Source organism: Micromonospora sp. NPDC048909 (assembly GCF_040649635.1).
GTDB lineage: Bacteria > Actinomycetota > Actinomycetes > Mycobacteriales > Micromonosporaceae > Micromonospora.
This window is the reverse complement of sequence record NZ_JBEZFU010000012.1, coordinates 116,258-132,953: the sequence shown is the minus strand read 5'-3', so window position 1 is coordinate 132,953 and position 16,696 is coordinate 116,258. Positions and strand designations below refer to the sequence as shown.

At 73.9% G+C, this 16,696-nt stretch carries 15 protein-coding genes; 8 read left to right on the top strand and 7 right to left on the bottom strand.

What is annotated here, in order from left to right; all coding sequences use genetic code 11:
* Positions 1–58: 58 nt before the first annotated feature.
* The 3 genes from AB0C04_RS26975 to AB0C04_RS26965 all read right to left on the bottom strand — a co-directional run bounded on the left by AB0C04_RS26975 (position 59) and on the right by AB0C04_RS26965 (position 5,534).
* On the bottom strand, positions 59–2,179 hold the full coding sequence (locus AB0C04_RS26975; protein ID WP_357059654.1) for a hypothetical protein: 2,121 nt from the start codon (positions 2,177–2,179) through the stop codon (positions 59–61).
* Positions 2,180–2,364: 185 nt separating this feature from the next.
* Positions 2,365–4,797 carry an FtsX-like permease family protein gene (locus AB0C04_RS26970; protein ID WP_357059651.1) on the bottom strand — a complete coding sequence of 811 codons (2,433 nt, stop codon included), beginning with the start codon at positions 4,795–4,797 and terminating at the stop codon, positions 2,365–2,367.
* Positions 4,791–5,534: an ABC transporter ATP-binding protein gene (locus AB0C04_RS26965; RefSeq protein ID WP_357059649.1), complete on the bottom strand. Its 744-nt coding sequence runs from the start codon at positions 5,532–5,534 to the stop codon at positions 4,791–4,793. Before AB0C04_RS26965 ends, AB0C04_RS26970 begins: the two co-directional genes overlap by 7 nt.
* 169 nt (positions 5,535–5,703) lie before the next feature.
* On the opposite strand from AB0C04_RS26965, the gene AB0C04_RS26960 reads away from it, so the two are divergent.
* The 3 genes from AB0C04_RS26960 to AB0C04_RS26950 all read left to right on the top strand — a co-directional run bounded on the left by AB0C04_RS26960 (position 5,704) and on the right by AB0C04_RS26950 (position 8,205).
* A complete protein-coding gene (locus AB0C04_RS26960; RefSeq protein ID WP_357059647.1) occupies positions 5,704–6,864 on the top strand; it encodes a sensor histidine kinase in 1,161 nt (386 codons plus the stop codon).
* Positions 6,861–7,589, top strand: a complete 729-nt coding sequence (locus AB0C04_RS26955) for a response regulator transcription factor (RefSeq protein WP_357059644.1) — start codon at positions 6,861–6,863, stop codon at positions 7,587–7,589. Before AB0C04_RS26960 ends, AB0C04_RS26955 begins: the two co-directional genes overlap by 4 nt.
* A gap of 76 nt (positions 7,590–7,665) precedes the next feature.
* Entirely contained in the window at positions 7,666–8,205 is a 540-nt protein-coding gene (locus AB0C04_RS26950; RefSeq protein WP_357059642.1) for a DUF1697 domain-containing protein, read from the top strand.
* 43 nt (positions 8,206–8,248) lie between these two features.
* On the opposite strand, the gene AB0C04_RS26945 is transcribed toward AB0C04_RS26950, so the two are convergent.
* A complete protein-coding gene (locus AB0C04_RS26945) occupies positions 8,249–9,229 on the bottom strand; it encodes an MBL fold metallo-hydrolase (protein ID WP_357059639.1) in 981 nt (326 codons plus the stop codon).
* Between the two features lie 156 nt (positions 9,230–9,385).
* Positions 9,386–10,321, bottom strand: a complete 936-nt coding sequence (locus tag AB0C04_RS26940) for a serine hydrolase (RefSeq protein ID WP_357059635.1) — start codon at positions 10,319–10,321, stop codon at positions 9,386–9,388.
* A 62-nt stretch (positions 10,322–10,383) separates the two neighbouring features.
* Between AB0C04_RS26940 and AB0C04_RS26935 the strand changes: the two genes are divergently transcribed.
* The 3 genes from AB0C04_RS26935 (at position 10,384) to AB0C04_RS26925 (ending at position 13,157) form a co-directional block, all read left to right on the top strand.
* Complete coding sequence (locus AB0C04_RS26935; protein ID WP_357059631.1) at positions 10,384–11,343, top strand: LysR family transcriptional regulator; 960 nt, start codon at positions 10,384–10,386, stop codon at positions 11,341–11,343.
* A gap of 139 nt (positions 11,344–11,482) precedes the next feature.
* Entirely contained in the window at positions 11,483–12,334 is an 852-nt protein-coding gene (locus AB0C04_RS26930) for an aldo/keto reductase (RefSeq protein WP_357059629.1), read from the top strand.
* 130 nt (positions 12,335–12,464) lie between these two features.
* Complete coding sequence (locus AB0C04_RS26925; RefSeq protein ID WP_357059626.1) at positions 12,465–13,157, top strand: hypothetical protein; 693 nt, start codon at positions 12,465–12,467, stop codon at positions 13,155–13,157.
* Between the two features lie 66 nt (positions 13,158–13,223).
* Here the strand turns inward: AB0C04_RS26925 and AB0C04_RS26920 are convergent, their stop codons facing one another.
* Positions 13,224–13,763 carry a nuclear transport factor 2 family protein gene (locus AB0C04_RS26920; protein ID WP_357059623.1) on the bottom strand — a complete coding sequence of 180 codons (540 nt, stop codon included), beginning with the start codon at positions 13,761–13,763 and terminating at the stop codon, positions 13,224–13,226.
* 132 nt (positions 13,764–13,895) lie between these two features.
* Here AB0C04_RS26920 and AB0C04_RS26915 point away from each other — a divergent pair, with 132 nt between their 5' ends.
* The gene (locus AB0C04_RS26915) at positions 13,896–14,918 is read left to right on the top strand and encodes a winged helix-turn-helix domain-containing protein (protein ID WP_357059786.1); all 1,023 of its coding nucleotides are present in this window, start codon (positions 13,896–13,898) and stop codon (positions 14,916–14,918) included.
* Here AB0C04_RS26915 and AB0C04_RS26910 read toward each other — a convergent pair.
* Complete coding sequence (locus AB0C04_RS26910) at positions 14,849–15,796, bottom strand: helix-turn-helix transcriptional regulator (RefSeq protein ID WP_357059621.1); 948 nt, start codon at positions 15,794–15,796, stop codon at positions 14,849–14,851. The two genes, AB0C04_RS26915 and AB0C04_RS26910, sit on opposite strands and share 70 nt — an antisense overlap.
* On the opposite strand from AB0C04_RS26910, the gene AB0C04_RS26905 reads away from it, so the two are divergent.
* Positions 15,795–16,547 (top strand): SDR family oxidoreductase, encoded by a 753-nt coding sequence (locus AB0C04_RS26905; RefSeq protein ID WP_357059618.1) that lies wholly within the window; start codon positions 15,795–15,797, stop codon positions 16,545–16,547. The genes AB0C04_RS26910 and AB0C04_RS26905 overlap by 2 nt on opposite strands.
* The last annotated feature ends 149 nt before the right edge of the window (positions 16,548–16,696 follow it).

Here is a 16,696-nt window from a genome sequence, read left to right as displayed (position 1 = left end):
CGGCGGGCGGGCCCGCACCGGTGATCCGGTACGGGCCCGCCGTCGGCCGCCGTGGCGGCTACTTGTTGCCGGTGTTGCTGACCCGGAACGTGTAGTCCGCGTCGAGGAAGGTCAGGTCGCCGGTCGGCAGGTTGGAGATCAGGACGGCGAAGTCGTCCTGGTTGCCATTGGCGCACTTGGTCTTCAGGTTGCTGGCGGTGAACTGGTCCCCGGTGGACCGGTAGACCCAGTTGCCCGCGCCGTCGGTGGTCTCCCCCGCCGTGGTGGTGCCGGGCGTGAGGTCACAGTGGGCGACCACCTGGACGGTCCAGTTGTTGTCCTGGGTGCCGGTGGTGGTGAACCAGTCACCGGTCGCCGAGGAGAGGGCGGCGTCGGCGCCGTTGACCCGCACGTCGTCGACGAACCAGCCGGTGTCCAGGTAGGCGGCGTCGGTGGAGTAGCGGAACCGGACGTCGGTGGCGCCCGCCGGCACGGCGGCGGTGAGGTGCACGTAGACCGGGTCGTCCACGAAGTACGCGCCGCCGGAGGTGCCGGTCAGACCGTTGCCCTCGGTGTTGTTGCCGTGCGGGTTGTCGTCGGTGGTGACGGTCCTCCCGGCGTCGTCGCGTAGCGGCACGGTCACCCACTCGCCGCCGACCAGCGCCTCGACGAAGCCGTAGTCCCAGCCCTCCTCGATGAAGTTCCAGCTCCAGAAGTCCAGCGAGGTGACCGAGCCCGCGGTGTCGACGTCCAGGATGTTGTCGGACTGGCTCTCGTAGCCGGCGTACCAGTGGGTGGTGCCGGTGTGCGGGGCGATCGTCGTCTCGTCCTCGCCGTCGAAGGCGAGCGCGACGGTCGGGCCCGGGTTGCGGAACCGCTCGACCGACATGCCGAACGGCACAGCGGTGGTGTCCGGCCGGTTCTTCAGCCGGGCCCACTTCGCCTCCGGGGTGGCTCCCTGGTAGCTGCCCCGGCCCGCCCAGAAGGAACCGTCGGCGATGTCGATGGTCCACGTCGTGTCGGCCGGGTCGCCGAAGTTGAACGCCTTGATCTCGTAGACGGGCGAGTCCTCGTCGTCCAGGTAGACCGCCACCGACCAGTCCCGGAACAGCGCCTCGGCGCTGCGCAGGTTGGCACCCGTCGCCGCGTTGAAGGTGTTGATGGCGTTCTGCACGCCGGTCATTCCGTCGGCCTGCTCTTCGAAGATGGTCTTGATGAGCAGGTCACCGCCGGCGGCGTCGTACTGCTTGTCCGGGGTGTAGGTGCCATCGCCGTTGCCGCCGGCCTGCTCCCAGAGGTACTGGAAGTAGGTGAACGCGGCCCCGTAGTTGGCCAACGTGCCGCCCCACCGGGTCAGCGAGGTCTCCTCGTAGAAGACCTGGTGGTTGGTGAGGTGCGAGCCGCCGGCGTCCAGGCCGTTGAGGAAGATGGCGAAGTCGGCCAGCCCCTCGTCGACCCAGGAGAGCTCACCGGGGTCGCTGTAGTTGTGCAGCAGGTGCTCCAGTTCGTGGGCGACGGTGCCCTCGTACAGCTCGGGGCGGTCGTTGGCCGGGTCGGCGTCACGCCACGGCGAGTCGTTCGGCCCGACCCGGTTGGCCCAGTCGAGAGCGTCGACGACGATGACGTTCATGCCGTTGCTGTCGATGAAGTCCGGGGCGAAGTAGCCGGCGGTGTACGAGGTCTGCGCGCAGTCGTAGTACGCCTCGTCCTGGATGTTGTAGAGGACCATCACCAGCGAGTCGCTGGCCGGCTCCTCCGGGTCGGCCGCGTCCATCAGGCCGAAGTGCTCCTCGTCCACGGCGACGATCTGGTCGGCAAGCTTGTCGCCGACATAGTTGATCTGCGCCTGGGTGAGGGCGAACTGCGCGGCCGTGGCGGTGGCGCAGGGGGTGAACCCGTCGCCCGGGTTGTGGTCGAACTGGGGATCCAGGCTGGCCACCCCGGCCGGCGCGGAGCCGTCCAGCGGGGTGCCCTCCGGGACGTAGATGTAGACCGGGGTGCCGTCGGGGGTGGTGTTGGCGTACACCCGGGTGAAGTCCTGGTTGTACGTCCCACCCGCCGCGCTGTCGTTGATCGGCAGCGTGATGGTCGGCTCTCCGGGAAGGTTCAAGTGGTCGTCCGCCTGTGCCGGGGCCGAGACCGTGAAGGCGAGCGCGGTCACGCCCACCACCGCGGCCGCGATCCGGCTAGCTCGTTTCATTCGCACGCGGCTGCCTCCTGCCGGTGAGGCTGGGCGGATCGGGCCGCCCAGTCGTCGATGTAACACTTTCGAGCCCTGGGACGCTGCACCGAAACCGTGCCTGACCAGGGAATATGCGCCCAGCAGACCACTTCGGACGGTGGCTGTGCAGGCCCCTCGGGTCACAGCTGTGTCACGAAGAGGAGTCATCCGGCGGGCTCGGTGACCGCCCGGCGGCGCAGCAGCCGCCAGGTCGGCGCGACGCTCGCCGCCAGCGCGAGCAGCAGGCACAGGCCGATGACGCCACCGACCACCGGCCAGGGCACCACGAGCCGCACCGGCGCCCCGACCTGCTCGGCCAGGCCGGCACGGATGCTCAGCAGACCGGCGAACGCCACCGCCCCGCCGAGCGCCGCGCCGATCAGCACCACCAACGCCGACTCCGCCGCGACCAGCCGTACGACCTGCCGCCGGGTCGCCCCGGCCAACCGGACCAGCCGCAGGTCGGCGGCCCGCCCGGCCGCGGCCATCAGCAGCGTGTTGGCCACCGCGATGCCCCCGTAACCGGCCGACACCCCGATCAGCAGCAGGGTGGCGAACCAGACCAGCCGATCCTCCGCCTGGTCCGCCTCGGCGGCCCAGGTGGCCACGTCGACCACCCGCGCACCGGCCGGCGGGTCGACCGGTTCGGCCAGGTAGACCGCGGACGTCAGCGCCGACGAGTCGTGCGCCCGTACGGCGGCCCGGGGCAGGAGCAGGTCACCGGGGAGCGAGTCGTCGGTCACCACCGCGACGACGCGCAGCGCCACCCGCTCGCCGTCGGCGAAGACCACCGGGTACGGCTCGGTGGGCAACCCGGATGACGGCGCCGCCGAGGCGGTGATCACCACCGTGTCGTCGTCGCGCAACTCGGCCAGCGATCCGGCGAGGACGGTGAGCGCCCGGTTCGCCGCGGTGAACGCCGCCGGGTCGACGCCGAGGGCGGTGAGCGGCCGGATCGGTGCCGGCGCGGCGTCGGCGTTGACGAAGACGGTGGTCGGCAGCACGGCCGCGCCGGGAGTCGCCGCGACCGCCTGGTCGCTGAGGCCGGGCGCCCGGTCCGGGAGGGCCACCCAGCCGGCGTTGACGACGCTCAGCCGGCCTGCCGCGTAGACCGCGGTGGAGGTCTGCACCAGACCCGACACCAGCACCGCGAAGGCGACGGTGAGCAGGACCGGCGCGGCGGTCGACGCGGTCCGCCGGGTCGCGGTCATCGCCCCCGCCCGGACCAGCAGCCCGATCGCGCCGCCGCGCCGCCGCCGCACCGGCGGGCAGAGCAGCCGGACCACCGGGCCGACGATGACCGGGGCGAGCACGGTGGCCCCGGTGACCAGGGCCATCACCGCGTACAGGGCGAAGTTCGCGCCGTCCTGGGCGGAGTCGGCGGTGGCGGTGGCGAGGCCGAGCGCCACGCCGGCGGCGACCAGGAGCGCACCGGTGACGGCGCGCGGCCGGCCGATCGGACGCTGCTCCGCCGCCGCCTCGCGAAGCGCCTCCAGCGGGCGCACCCGCGCCGCCCGCCGGGCCGCCGTCCCGACGGCCAGCAGCGCGACCAGCGGCCCGGCCGCGAGCGACGCGGCGACCGGCCAGATGGTGTACCGGACGCGGAAGGTCGCCGGCTCGAAGCCGGCGTCGATCAGCAGCCGACCCAGGACGGGCGCGAGCGCCGCCCCGAGCAGCAGGCCGGCGATCGCCCCGGCCGCGCCGACCGCGAGGGCGTGGCCGTACACCATGCGGCGAACCTGGCGGGGGGTGGCGCCGACGGTGCGCAGCAGCGCCAACTCCCGGCGGCGCTGCCCCACCACGTACGCGAAGGTGGCGGCCACCACGAAGATGGTGACGAAGCCGGCGAGGGCGGCGGTGGCGGTGAGCACCTGCAGGCCGATCCAGCGGGTGCGGGCATCCTCGCGGGGTTCCAGCGCGCCGCGGTCGGCGCCGGTCAGCACCCGAGCGTCGTCGCCGACGACGTTACGGGCGGCGACGGCGACCCGGTCCGGGTCGGCGTCCGGGGCCAACAGCAGGCCGATGGCGTGCACCCCCGGCGCGAGAGTGGCGGCGACCTCGTCCGCGACGTGCACGCCGGGCGCGTCGACCAGGCCGGTGACCGTGTACGGCTGCGTTCCGGTCGCGGTCAGCAGGGTGACCGGAGCCCCAGGGCGCAGGCCGAGCGCGGCGTCCACGACCACCTCGCCGGCGCGGCGGGGCGGCTCGCCGGCGGTCAACCGCAGGCCGCCGAGGCGGGAGCTGGCCCAGCCGTGCCCCTGGTGAGCTTCCTGCCGCTGGCCGTCGGCGGCCGGTGGCCGGCCTTCGACGAGCGGCTGGGCGTAGAAGCTCCGGTCCGGCACGGCCGCCACCACGCCGGTCAGGCCGGCCAGCCGGCCGGCGAGTTCCGTCGCCACGGCCGAGGACCAGGGCCGGGTGGGCGGGAACGGATCCGCCGGGCTGTGCGCCGCAGGGCTCTGCACGAGCACGGCCGCGCGGGCCAGCCGGTCCGGCACCTGCGGCCGGCCGGACGCCAGGAGCAGGGTGCTCGCCGCGACGAGCGCCACCCCGACGGCGACGGCCACGAACGCGCCAGCCGATCGCCGGGCGGTCAGCACGACGGCTCCGGCATGGCGTCCGCGATCCGGGCGGCGACGGTGGCGGCGGTGAGCGGGCCGGTCAGCTCGTCGGCGAGGCGGCCGTCGGCGAGCAGCAGGATCCGGTCGGCGTACGCGGCGGCGGTGGGGTCGTGGGTCACCATCACGACGGTCTGCCCGTGCTCGTCGACCAGCCCGCGCAGCAGCCGCAGCACCTGCCGGGACGCGGCGCTGTCCAGCGCGCCGGTGGGCTCGTCGGCGAAGAGCACCGCCGGTCGGGTGATCAGTGCCCGGGCGATGGCGACCCGCTGCTGCTCGCCGCCGGAGAGTTCGCCGGGCCGGTGCCCGGCGCGGTCGGCGAGCCCGACGGCGGCGAGCGCGGCGGTGACCTCGCGGGGCTCCGGCCGCCGGGCGGCCAGGCGCAGCGGCAGCTCGACGTTCTGCGCCGCGGTCAGCGTGGAGATCAGGTTGAACGCCTGGAACACGAAGCCGATCCGGTCGCGGCGCAACCGGGTCAGCTCGTCCTCGCCCAGCTGGTCCAGCCGGACGCCGTCGACGGTGACGGTCCCCTCGGTCGGGCGGTCCAACCCGGCGGCGCAGTGCAGCAGGGTCGACTTGCCGGAGCCGGAGGGGCCCATCACCGCCGTGAACGTGCCGCCCGCGAAGCCGGTCGTCACGCCGTCGAGCGCGGTCACCCGGCGCAGGCCGGAGCCGTACGCGACCCGTAGGCCGGTCAGCGTCACCGTCTGTGTCGTCATGCCCGTCACGGTGCCGTGGCCGGCGGTTGCGGCGCGTCGTGCCGGGGCCGGCACTTTCCGCTCGGCTTCCTGAGGTAGCCGGACGCCCGGCGGCGGGAAGGTGTCATCCCCGGGGATGACCTTCTTCCGGCCGACGCGGTCGGCCCGGTTCACGGCTACCGTCTGACGGGTGAGCGCTCACCTGCTGACCCGGCGGCTGCGGCCGGTGGATCTGTACCTGGTGGACGGTGTGCTGGCCGTGGTGGTCGGCGCGGCGCTCTGCGCGTACGCGGCGCTGGAGTCGCCACTGCACGGGGGTGTCCGGGAGCCGGTCTGGGTGTCGGTGCTCGTCGGGCTGGTCATCGGGCTGCCGGTGGCGGTCCGGCGGCGGTGGCCGGTCGCGGTGTCGGTCGCGGTGAGCCTGACCGCCGCCGCCGCGATCGCCACCGGCGTGATCCCGAACTTCGCGGCCGCCGCGCCGGCCGTCGCCATCGGGCTGGCGTTCTACACGTTGGCCGTCACCACGCCCGCCTGGCGGTCGCTGCCCTGCGCGGCGGCGGGCCTCGTGGTGGTGAGCGTGGCGCTGGCGCTGACCGACGACGATCTGTGGACCCGCACCGGCGCGATGGTCTACGGCGCGGTGATGATCGCACCGGCCTGGTTGCTAGGCTGGTCGATCCGGGAACGGCGGGCCCTCGCCGCCCGACAGAGCGAGCAGCTGGTGCGCCAGGCCGCCACCGAGGAGCGGCTGCGGGTCGCCCGCGAGCTGCACGACGTGGTGGCCCACACGATGAGCCTGATCGTGGTGAAGGCAGCGGTGGCCAACCACGTCGCCGAGTCCGATCCGGGCCAGGCGCGGGACGCGCTGCGGGTCATCGAGGCGACCGGCCGGACGGCGCTGACCGACGTCCGCCGGGTGCTCGGCGCGCTGCGCGAAGGCACCGCGTACGCGCCGGCGCCCGGCCTGGACGCGCTGCCGGGGCTCGCCGACCAGGCCGCGATCGGCGGCGTGGCGGTACGCGTCGACGTCCGGCACGACGCACCGGACGTGGCGGTGCCCGAGTCGGTCGGGCTGGCGGCGTACCGGATCGTGCAGGAGGCGCTGACCAACGTGGTGAAGCACGCCGCACCGGCCGCCTGCCAGGCCACGGTCACCGTGGCGCCGGACGAGGTACGCGTCGAGGTGACCGACGACGGCCGGCGGCCGGTCCGGATGGCCGGGGAGGGCCACGGGCTGACCGGGATGCGCGAGCGGGTGGCGCTGCACGGCGGGGAGTTCTCCGCCGGCCCGCGTTCCGCCGGCGGTTTCGTGGTGACCGCCCGCCTGCCCTACCGGGCCGTCGCCGCATGATCCGGGTGCTCATCGCCGACGACCAGGCGCTGCTGCGCGGCAGCTTCCGGGTGCTGGTCGACCTGGCCCCCGGTCTCAGCACGGTCGCCGAGGCCGGGACGGGCGCGGAGGCGGTCGCGCTGGCCGCCCGGCACCGACCGGACGTGGTGCTGATGGACGTCCGGATGCCCGAGATGGACGGCATCGAGGCCACCCGGCGGATCTGCGCCGACCCGGCGACGGCGGGGGTGCGGGTGCTCATCCTGACCACCTTCGACCTCGACGAGTACGTCTACGGCGCGCTGCGCGCCGGGGCGAGCGGGTTCCTGCTCAAGGACACCCCGCCGGCGGAGCTGCTGACCGGCATCCGGGTCGTCGCGGCGGGCGAAGGGCTGCTCGCGCCGACGGTGACCCGGCGGCTGATCGACGAGTTCGCCCGGCGGCCCGAGCCGGCCCGGCCGCTGCCGCGCCGGCTCGACGGGGTCACCGAGCGGGAGCGCGAGGTGCTCACGCTGATCGCCCGAGGGCTGTCCAACACGGAACTGGCCGCGCACCTGCACCTCAGCCTCGCCACCGTCAAGACGCACGTCGGGCGGCTGCTGACCAAACTGGCGGCCCGTGACCGGGCGCAGCTGGTGATCGTCGCCTACGAGACGGGCCTGGTCGGCCCGGCCGTACCCGGCCCGCGCGGGGACGCCCCGCCAGCCGGCCGGCCCGGGCCGGTCGGCAATCGAGGGCCGGGCTGAGCAGCCACTGGTGCGCGGCGGCCCACCGGCCCGACCGGGCGGCTCTAGGCTGGCCCCGACGAACGAGGAGGACGCCATGACCCGGTACGTCGCCCTGTTGCGCGGGGTCAACGTCGGCACCACCCGGATCGCGATGGCCGACCTGCGCCGGCTGGTGGAAGCACTCGGGCACGCCGACGTCCGGACGTACCTGCAGAGCGGCAACGTGGTCTTCGGCAGTGGTGGGCGCGACGCCGGGCGGCTGGCCGGCGGCATCGAGAAGTCGATAACCGACGAGCTGGGGTTGGCCGTGCCGGTGCTGGTGCGCAGCGCCGCTGAGCTGGCCGCGACCGTGGACGGCAACCCGTACGCCGAGCGGGAGGACGACCCGACGAAGCTGCTGGTGGTCTTCCTCGACGCCGCCCCGAAACGCTCCACGGTAGACGCGCTCACCGTGCCGGGCGGCGAGAACGTCAACTTCACCGTGGCCGGGCGGGAGGTCTACCTGCACTTTCCCGAGGGCGGCTACGGCCGGTCCAGGTTCACCAACGCGTACCTGGAGAAGAAGCTCGGGGTCGTGGCGACCACCCGGAACTGGAAGTCGGTACGGTCCCTGGCCGACCTGGCCGCCGGCTGACCCCGGCGGGTGGCCGCGTGTCGCGACCACCCGCCGGCCCCCGTCAGAAGTGGTACGCGGTCCGGTACTCGGGCACCAGTACCCGGCTGCGCGGGGACGACGCGCGCACCGCCGCGATCAGCTGGTCGAGACGGGTGCGGTCGGCCGGCGCCACGGTCGGTGGGTTGCGCAGCTCGGTCTCGAAGTTGTCGAAGTGCACCGGCACCACGACCGTGGGGTGGTCCAGCGCCACCATCAGCCGCGCCACGTAGTCGGCGGTCACCGTGGTGCTGTTCAGCGCCACCATGGCCACGTCCGGGGCGAGGCCGGCGAGGTTGCGGGCGACGAAGTCGCTGGCGCCCATGAAGAAGACCGACGGGCCGCCGGACACCCGGACGAGGTAGTTGAGCGTGTCGCCCTCGGGCAGCTGGGCGATGGTCTCCGGCTTCGCCGGCGGGCTCACCCGCACGCCGGGGAAGGCCACCGCGTACGAGGCGTTGCGGCTGTGCAGCGAGGCGACCACCTCGACGGTGTAGTCGCCGAAGTCCAGCACCTCGCCGCCCTTGACCGCGCTGAGCTGACCGGACGGCACCCCGTACGCGAGCCCCAGGTGGTAGGCGGTGAGCGTGCCGAACACCCGGGCCCCGGTCCGGCCGGCGATGTACGGCACGTCCATGAAGTGGTCCCAGTGCGTGTGCGTGACCAGTACCGTCTCGGCCCGGTCGACGTGCGCGTCGACCACGTCGGTCCGGACGGTCAGCTTGGTCTCGGTGTTGAAGGCGCCGGTGAAGAGCCCGGTGTCGATCCGGCTGAGGAACGGGTCGACCAGGACGGTCCGGTCGCCGATGTCGAGTCGCCAGCCGGCGGTGCCCCACCAGCGGAAGCTGACCCGCCCGGCGCGGCGGCCGGTGGGCGCCGCGGCGGCCGGTGCGGCGGCCTGCGCCGGAGCGGCGGTGAGCGCGGTCGAGGCGAGCCCGCCGGCGGAGACCAGGGCGGTGGAGGCGGCGGCGTCGCGGAGGAAGCGACGGCGGTCGAGAGTGGACATGCGGATCTGCTCCCCGTGTGCTGGGCGATCGGTCGGCACCGAGCCAACCAACGCCACCCCGGCCACGTCCAAGATTCACCAGCCGCACCGTCGATATGCCGGGGCATATCGGACCTGCTCAGCCCCCGTGCTCTCGCCGGGTCAGCCGGGAAAGATTCACTCCCCGCGCAGCGCCTCGACCGCGACCCGGGCGGCCTCCCCCATGGCCAGGTCCACCTCGATGCGGCGGGTGGCGAGCTCGTTGGTGCGGGCGAAGACCGCGATCGCGTACCGGCCACCGTCCGGGTACTCGGCCACCCCGGCCTCCAGGTGCAGCCCGGGTAGCGTGCCGGTCTTGCCGGCCACCCGCACCCCCGGCGGGAAGCCGGCGGCCAGCCGGGTCCAGAAGAGCTGGCGGGCCATCCAGCCGCGGACCATGGCGCAGGCCGGGGCGGTGCCGGCCTCGTCCCGCCAGATCAGGCCGAGCAGCCGGGTGATCTCCCGGGCGGTGCTGGAGGTGGTCCGCTGCGGGTCGAAGACCGGCATGGCGCGGATCCGCTCGGCGGGCAGGGTCGGAAAGATCCGGGCGAACTCCGCCTCGGTCCGCGCCCCCACGTCGGTGAGCATCATCTCGACCAGCTCCCGGGGCCCGCCGACGATCCGGGTACGGGCCAGCCCCAGCTCGGCGGCGAGCATCGGCAGCAGGTCCGCGCCGACCCGGCGCAGCAGCAGGTCGGCGGCGGTGTTGTCGCTGACCGACATGGCGAAGTAGGCCAGGTCGCGCAGGGACACCTCGGCGTCGTCGGCGCAGCCGGCCAAACCCCAGCCGCCGAGCCGGTCCGCGGCGGTGACCAGCACCCGCTCGGTGGGGTCCAGCTGGCCGGCGTCGACCTGCCGGGCGAACTCCAGCACCAGCAGGATCTTGAAGATCGAGGCGATCACCACCTGTTCGTCCGCCCGCAGCGCGACCTCCCGACCACCGCCGACCGGCCGCGCGGCGCCGGACGCCGGCACCTGCTCGCCGGCGCCGTTCGCGTCGATGTCCACCACGTGCAGGCTGGCGGTCACCCCCGCCCGGCCGAAGATGTCCTCGATCAGCTCCCCCACTGCCACCCCGGCACGGTATCCACCCGCCGAGCCGCCCCCGGTGCCGGGCACGGCGTAGGGTCCGCCCAGTGGACCTGCTCCGACATCTGCGGCACTTCGTGGTGGTCGCCCACGAGCTGCACTTCGGGCGGGCCGCCGAGCTGCTCGGCATGGCCCAGCCGCCGCTGAGCCAGTCCGTCCAGAGGCTGGAACGGGAGCTGGCGGTGGAACTCTTCGACCGCTCCCGCCGCCAGGTCCGGCTGACCACCGCCGGTGAACTGCTGCTCGGCGAGGCCGAGGAGCTGCTCGCCGCCGAGGGACGGCTGCGCAACCTGATGCACCAGGTACGCGCCGGCGCGCTCGGCGTACTGCGGGCCGGGGTGCCGCCGGAGACGCCGGCGGTGACGCTGCGCGCGCTGCTGGACCGGCTCACCGACCGGGCGCCCGGGCTGGACGTGGAGCTGCACGAGCTGACCAGCGGCGAGCAGCTGCGGATGCTCGCCGAGCGGCGGCTCGACGTGGGACTGGTGCACCACCCGGCGGCGACGGACGGGCTGCGCTTCGGCGCGCCGGTCGACGTACCGCTGGGGGTGCTGGTGCCGCGGTCCTCGCCGCTGGCCCGGGCCCGGGAGGTGGAGCTGGCGGCGCTGGCCGGCCTCGACCTGGTCACCGCGCCCCGGGCTACCGCGCCCGGCTGGCACGACCACCTGCTCGCGGTCTGCGCCGAGCACGGCTTCCGGCCGGGGCGGGTCCGACCGGCGCGCAACCCGGAGTTCCTCTTCGGGCTGGTGCTGGCCGGCGGCGGGGTGGCGGTGGAGCCGGCGACCACCGCCCGGCGGGAACCCCGCATCGCCTGGCGACCGATCGCCGGCGCGCCGCTGGTCAAGCGCACCTCGGCGGCCTGGCCGGAGCGCTCGGCGCACCCGGCGGCGTCGATGTTCGGCCAGCTCGCCGCCGAGGTGCTGGCCGAGACCGAGCCGGCGTCGTCCGGCCCGCCGGTGGCACCGGCGCGGCGGCCGTGGCCGGTGCTCTTCGACGAGGCGGGTTGACCCGGTGGTCCGGATCACCCGCGGCGAGCCCGTGAGGCGGCGGCCGGGCTGGGTATGGGTATCGGACGGCAGGTCCTCGCCGGCTCGGGCGCACGCGCCCTTCCGGCCCGGACGCCCGAAGACGGACGAAGGAGCCGAAGTGGCGAACACCATTCCCCGCATCAGCCTGAACGACGGCAACACCATCCCGCAGCTGGGCTTCGGGGTCTTCCAGATCGAGCCGAGAGACACCGCGGCGGCGGTGGGCAGGGCGCTGGAGATCGGCTACCGGCACATCGACACCGCGCAGATGTACGGCAACGAGGCGGAGGTCGGCCAGGCGATCCGCGGCTCGGGGCTGGACCGGGGCGAGGTCTTCGTGACCAGCAAGCTGAGCAACGCGTTCCACCGGCCGGACGACGCCCGCAAGGCGTTCGAGTCGACCCTGTCGACGCTGAAGATGGATTACATCGACCTGTTCCTGATCCACTGGCCGCTGCCCACCCTCTACGACGGCGACTTCGTCTCGACGTGGCAGACGCTGGAGGAGTTCCAGCGCGACGGGCGGGCCCGCTCGATCGGGGTGTCGAACTTCCAGGCGGCGCACCTGGAGCGGCTGATCACCGAGGCCCGGGTGGTGCCGGCGGTGAACCAGGTGGAGGTGCACCCGTACTTCGGCAACGAGGAAGTGCGGGCCTACGACCGGAAGCACAACATCATCACCGAGGCCTGGTCGCCGATCGCGCAGGGAAACGTGCTCAACGACCCGACGGTCGCCGACATCGCCGAGCTGATCGGCCGGACCCCGGCCCAGGTGGTCCTCCGCTGGCACGTCCAGCGCGGCGACGTCATCTTCCCGAAGTCGACCACCCCGGAGCGGATCGAGGAGAACTTCCGGATCTTCGACTTCGAGCTGGACGACGCCGCGATGGAGCGGATCACCTCGCTCGACCGGGGTGCGGCCGGACGGCAGGGCGGCGATCCGGACACCTTCGACTATCTGCCCGCCTGAAATGGCGCGGCCGGGGCGGAGGGCGGCTGCCGCGTGACGTAACGCGGCGGGCGGTGACGGCGCAGACAGAAGGGGGCCCGACCCGAACGGGCCCCCTTCTCGCGTACGACGAAAGGAACCTCCCGCCGCGATGCTGCTCCGCCGTGCTCCGCTGGTCCTGCTGTCGTTGCTCCTGCTCAGCCCCGCGGCGTGCGGCCCGAGCCAGGCCGCCGAGGCGCCCCGCTGGTCCGCGCCGACCTCCGCGTCGCCGACCCCGCCGCCACCCCGCCCGGCACCGACCTCCACCGCCGAGGCACGCACCCGGGTGACTGCTGCCATGCTCGACCTGGACGCGACGTTCCACCCCGAGACGGCCGCCTACACCGACGAGAACACCGACGCGTGGAAGCTGATCTCGCTGTGCCGGGACGGCCTGCCGTCGGATCGCAAGCGCACCGCCTACCGGGAGCGGGTCTGGGACGGCGACACGGTGTGGATCCGGCAGTACGTGGTCGGCTACCTGAAGGTGCCGGGCCGCAAGCTCGCCGACGAGCTGCGGTCGGTCCTCAAGACGTGCAAGCAGTACGAGGTGCCGAACGACGGGCGCACCTCGACGATCGTGCAGCCGTCCCCGCCGCCGGTGCCGAACGGCCCGGACGTGATCACGTTCTGCGAGCGGCTGAAGGGCGAGTCGACCCGACACCAGTGCACGCTCTTCATGACCCGCGGCAACTTCGTGCTGGAGGTGGACGCCTCGGCGGAGGACGGGGACCTCGCCGCCGGCGCCGCGCTGCTGACGAAGATCGCCCCGCTCGCCACGGCGGCCCTGGAGAAGATCGCCTGAGCGCCGCCGTGGGGCGGGGACGCGCAACCGCCGCATCCCCGCCCCTCCCCCCGGGACACCCCCCGGTCAGATGCGGCCGACGGAGTCCTGGTTCTGCAGGACCAGCCACCGGCCGTGCTGGTAGGTGAAGCTGACCCCGATCAGCAGCGGCACCCGGGTACCGCTCGCCGGCACCGCGTAGACGGAGTCGAAGAGCACGAACCCGGTGCGGCAGCCCACCACGGTCCGCTTGGCGACGCTGAACGACTGGGTCCAGGAGTCGTCGGCGAAGAACCCGCGCAGCCAGTCCACGGTGGCCCGCTTGCCGTCCAGGACCTCCCCGTCGGAGGCGAAGACGGAGGTGACATCGGGGTGCAGCAGCGCGGCGAAGCCGTCCAGGTCGCGTCGGGCGGTGGTGTCCACGTACGCCCGGACCGCGCGGTCGAAGGCCCGCTCGCAGCCGCGGTACGCGTCGTCGCCGTGCCCGGCGGACGCGTCGTCGCCGGCGGTCGGGCCGGGGGCGGCGGCCGAGACGGCCGCGGGGGCCACGGCCAGCAGGCCGGCCGCGAGCCCGAGCAGGGCGACGGTACGGCCGAGCCGGCCGGGAAGGAAGGCGGGTGAACGCATCGGGTGCTCCTTGGCTACGAGTGGGTCTGCGAGGGGCAGCCAACCCGGCCCACGGTGCGTCCGGGTAGTGATTCGACCGGGTTCGAATGCCGACAGTCCATCGACTCGGCTGCTTGTACGATCCGCGCTGTGATGGTCGCGCATCTGGACGGCCCGAGCCTCGCCCGACTCCGGCTGGCGGTCTCGCCGGCGGCGGAGGTGACGTCCTGGCTGCAGGCCGCGCTGTCGCGGTTCGGGCATCCGGTGCACGGCGACCCGGGGCCGGCCGCCCGCGCCGCGCTGCGCCATCCCGACGTGGCCCTGGTCGCGGAGCTGGTGACGCCGCCCGGTCGGACCGGTTACACGCCGGACCTGCTCACCCCGAAGCCGCCGCTGGGCTCACCCGACGCCGTGTTCGACGAGCAGTTGGCGGCCACCGCGGCGACCCCCTCCGGCGAGGTGGCCGTGCAGGTGGCGGCCCGGTTCCCCGACGGTGGGCTGCCGACGAGCGTCCGGGCGGCCCTGGACGAGGGCGTCCTCGCCCGACGGGTCGCCGACGGGCTGCGGTACTTCTGGCAGGCCGCGCTGGCCGAGCAGTGGCCGGTGCTGCGGGCCACGCTGGAGGCGGAGCTGGCCCGGCAGGCCACCACCATGGCGACCACCGGAGTGGGCAGCGTGCTGAACAACCTGCATCCGAGGGTGGGCTGGACCGGCCGGTCGCTGACCATCGACAGCTCCTTCCAGGTCACCACCGCACTGGCCGGCGCGGAGCTGGTGCTCGCGCCGTCGGCGTTGGCCTGGCCGCGGCTCTCGACACAGCTCTGCGACGCCGGCAACGCGGTGCTGGTCTACCCGGTCGGCGCCGGGCCGGTGCACCAGTGCCGGCCGGGTCGGCTCGGTGACCTGGTCGGCGCGAGCCGGGCGGCGATCCTGGCCGACCTGGACGTGCCCAGGTCCACCCGGGAGCTGAGCGAGCGGCGCCGGCTGTCCCCGGCCACCGTCTCCTACCACCTGGGGGTGCTGCTCCGCTCCGGCCTGGTGCTGCGCGACCGGGACCGGCACACCGTGCTCTACCGGCGTACCGCCCACGGTGAGGGGCTGGTGGGTCAGGAACCGACGCGCTCGGCGAGCCCGCGGAAGGCCGCCTGGGTGGGCGAGCCGGGCTCCGGGACATAGACGATCAGCCGCTGGTCCGTCTCCGGGACGTGCAGCACCCGGCACTCGAACTCCAGCGGCCCGAGGTCGGGGTGCGGCACCCGCTTGACGATCGGCCGGCGCTCCTGCACGTCGTGCTCGGCCCAGAGCCGGGCGAACCGCGGTGAGGTGCCGAGCAGCTCGGTGACCAGCTGCTGGATGGTCCGGTCGCCGGGGTAGCGGCCGTACGCGGCGCGCAGGTCGGCGACCGAGGTGCGGACGAACCGCACGGTCTCCGGGTCGTTCCAGTGGCCGTCGTCGGCGGACTGACGAAACGTCCAACGGATCATGTTGCGGTCCGACTCGGGCACCACCGAGAGGTCCCCGACGAAGTACGAGGCCAGCCGGTTCCAGGCCAGCACCTGGTAGCTGGCGTCGACCAGGTATGCCGGCGTCTCGGTCATCGCGTCGATCAGGTGCCGCAGCCCCGGGGGCACCTCGCGGCTGGGCCCGGCGGTCGGTGGCGGGGTCTCCCCTGCCACCCGGAACAGGTACTCGCGCTCGTCCCGGCTGAGCAGCAGGGCTCGGGCCAGCGCGGCGAGCACCTGCCGGGACGGGTGCGGGCCGCGGCCCTGCTCCAGCCGGATGTAGTAGTCGATCGACATGCCGGCGAGCTGGGCCACCTCCTGCCGGCGCAGGCCGGGCGTGCGGCGGCGTACCCCGTCGGGGAGGCCGACCTCGGCGGGGCGCAGCCGGGCGCGGCGGCTGCGCAGAAATGCCGCCAGTTCGTCGCGGCGCAGGCCGGTGCTGGTCATGCTCTCCAGCTTGCCCCAGCCAATGCCGAGCTGGGTGGTACCGCCGGTACCAGCCTCGGCCGACCTCTCCCGCCGCCCCGGGCGGGCGGGCAGCGTCGAGCGCATGACGAACATGATCGCCCTGATCACCGGGGCCAACAAGGGAATCGGACTCGCCACCGCCCGGCAGCTCGGCGGCCTCGGGATGACCGTGCTGGTGGGCGCCCGCAACGCCGAACGGGGGCAGGCGGCGGAGCGGGAGCTGCGCACCGGCGGGGCGGACGCCCGCTTCGTGCCGCTGGACGTCACCGACGCCGCCTCGGTGGCCGCCGCCGTGAAGCTGGTCGAGGAGGAGTACGGCCGCCTCGACGTGCTGGTCAACAACGCCGGGATCATTCTCGGCGACGGAGCGCGGGCGCTGCCCAGCGAGACCACCCTGGCGACGCTGCGCCGGGTGTACGAGACGAACGTCTTCGGGGTGGTCGCGGTGACCAACGCGGTGTTGCCGCTGCTGCGCCGGGCGCCCGCGGGCCGGATCGTGAACGTCTCCAGCGAGGTCGGCTCGATCACCACCATGACCGACCCGGAGAGCTTTCTCGCCCCGTTGACCTCGGTGCCGTACCCGTCGTCGAAGACGGCGTTGAACATGGTCACCGCGATGTACGCCAAGGAGCTGCGGGACACCCCGATCAAGGTGAACGCGGCGAACCCGGGCTACTGCGCCACCGACCTGAACGGCAACAGTGGCTTCCGAAGCCCGGATCAGGGCGCCGAGGTGAGTGTGCACCTGGCGACGCTGCCCGCGGACGGTCCGACCGGGCAACTCTGGGGCCACCTCGCCGACGGTGACGGCGGATACGGCGTGCTGCCGTGGTGAGGAGTTGACTTCCAGTGCCGACGGGGTTCGAACCTGCACAGATCCGCCTTGAAATGGGCGGGGACCTGCCGGTTAGTCGACTGCTCCAGGGTGTGCCTCGAGGAGGTCGAACCTCCGCCTTGTCGAGGCGGCGCTTTCCCCAGCCGAGC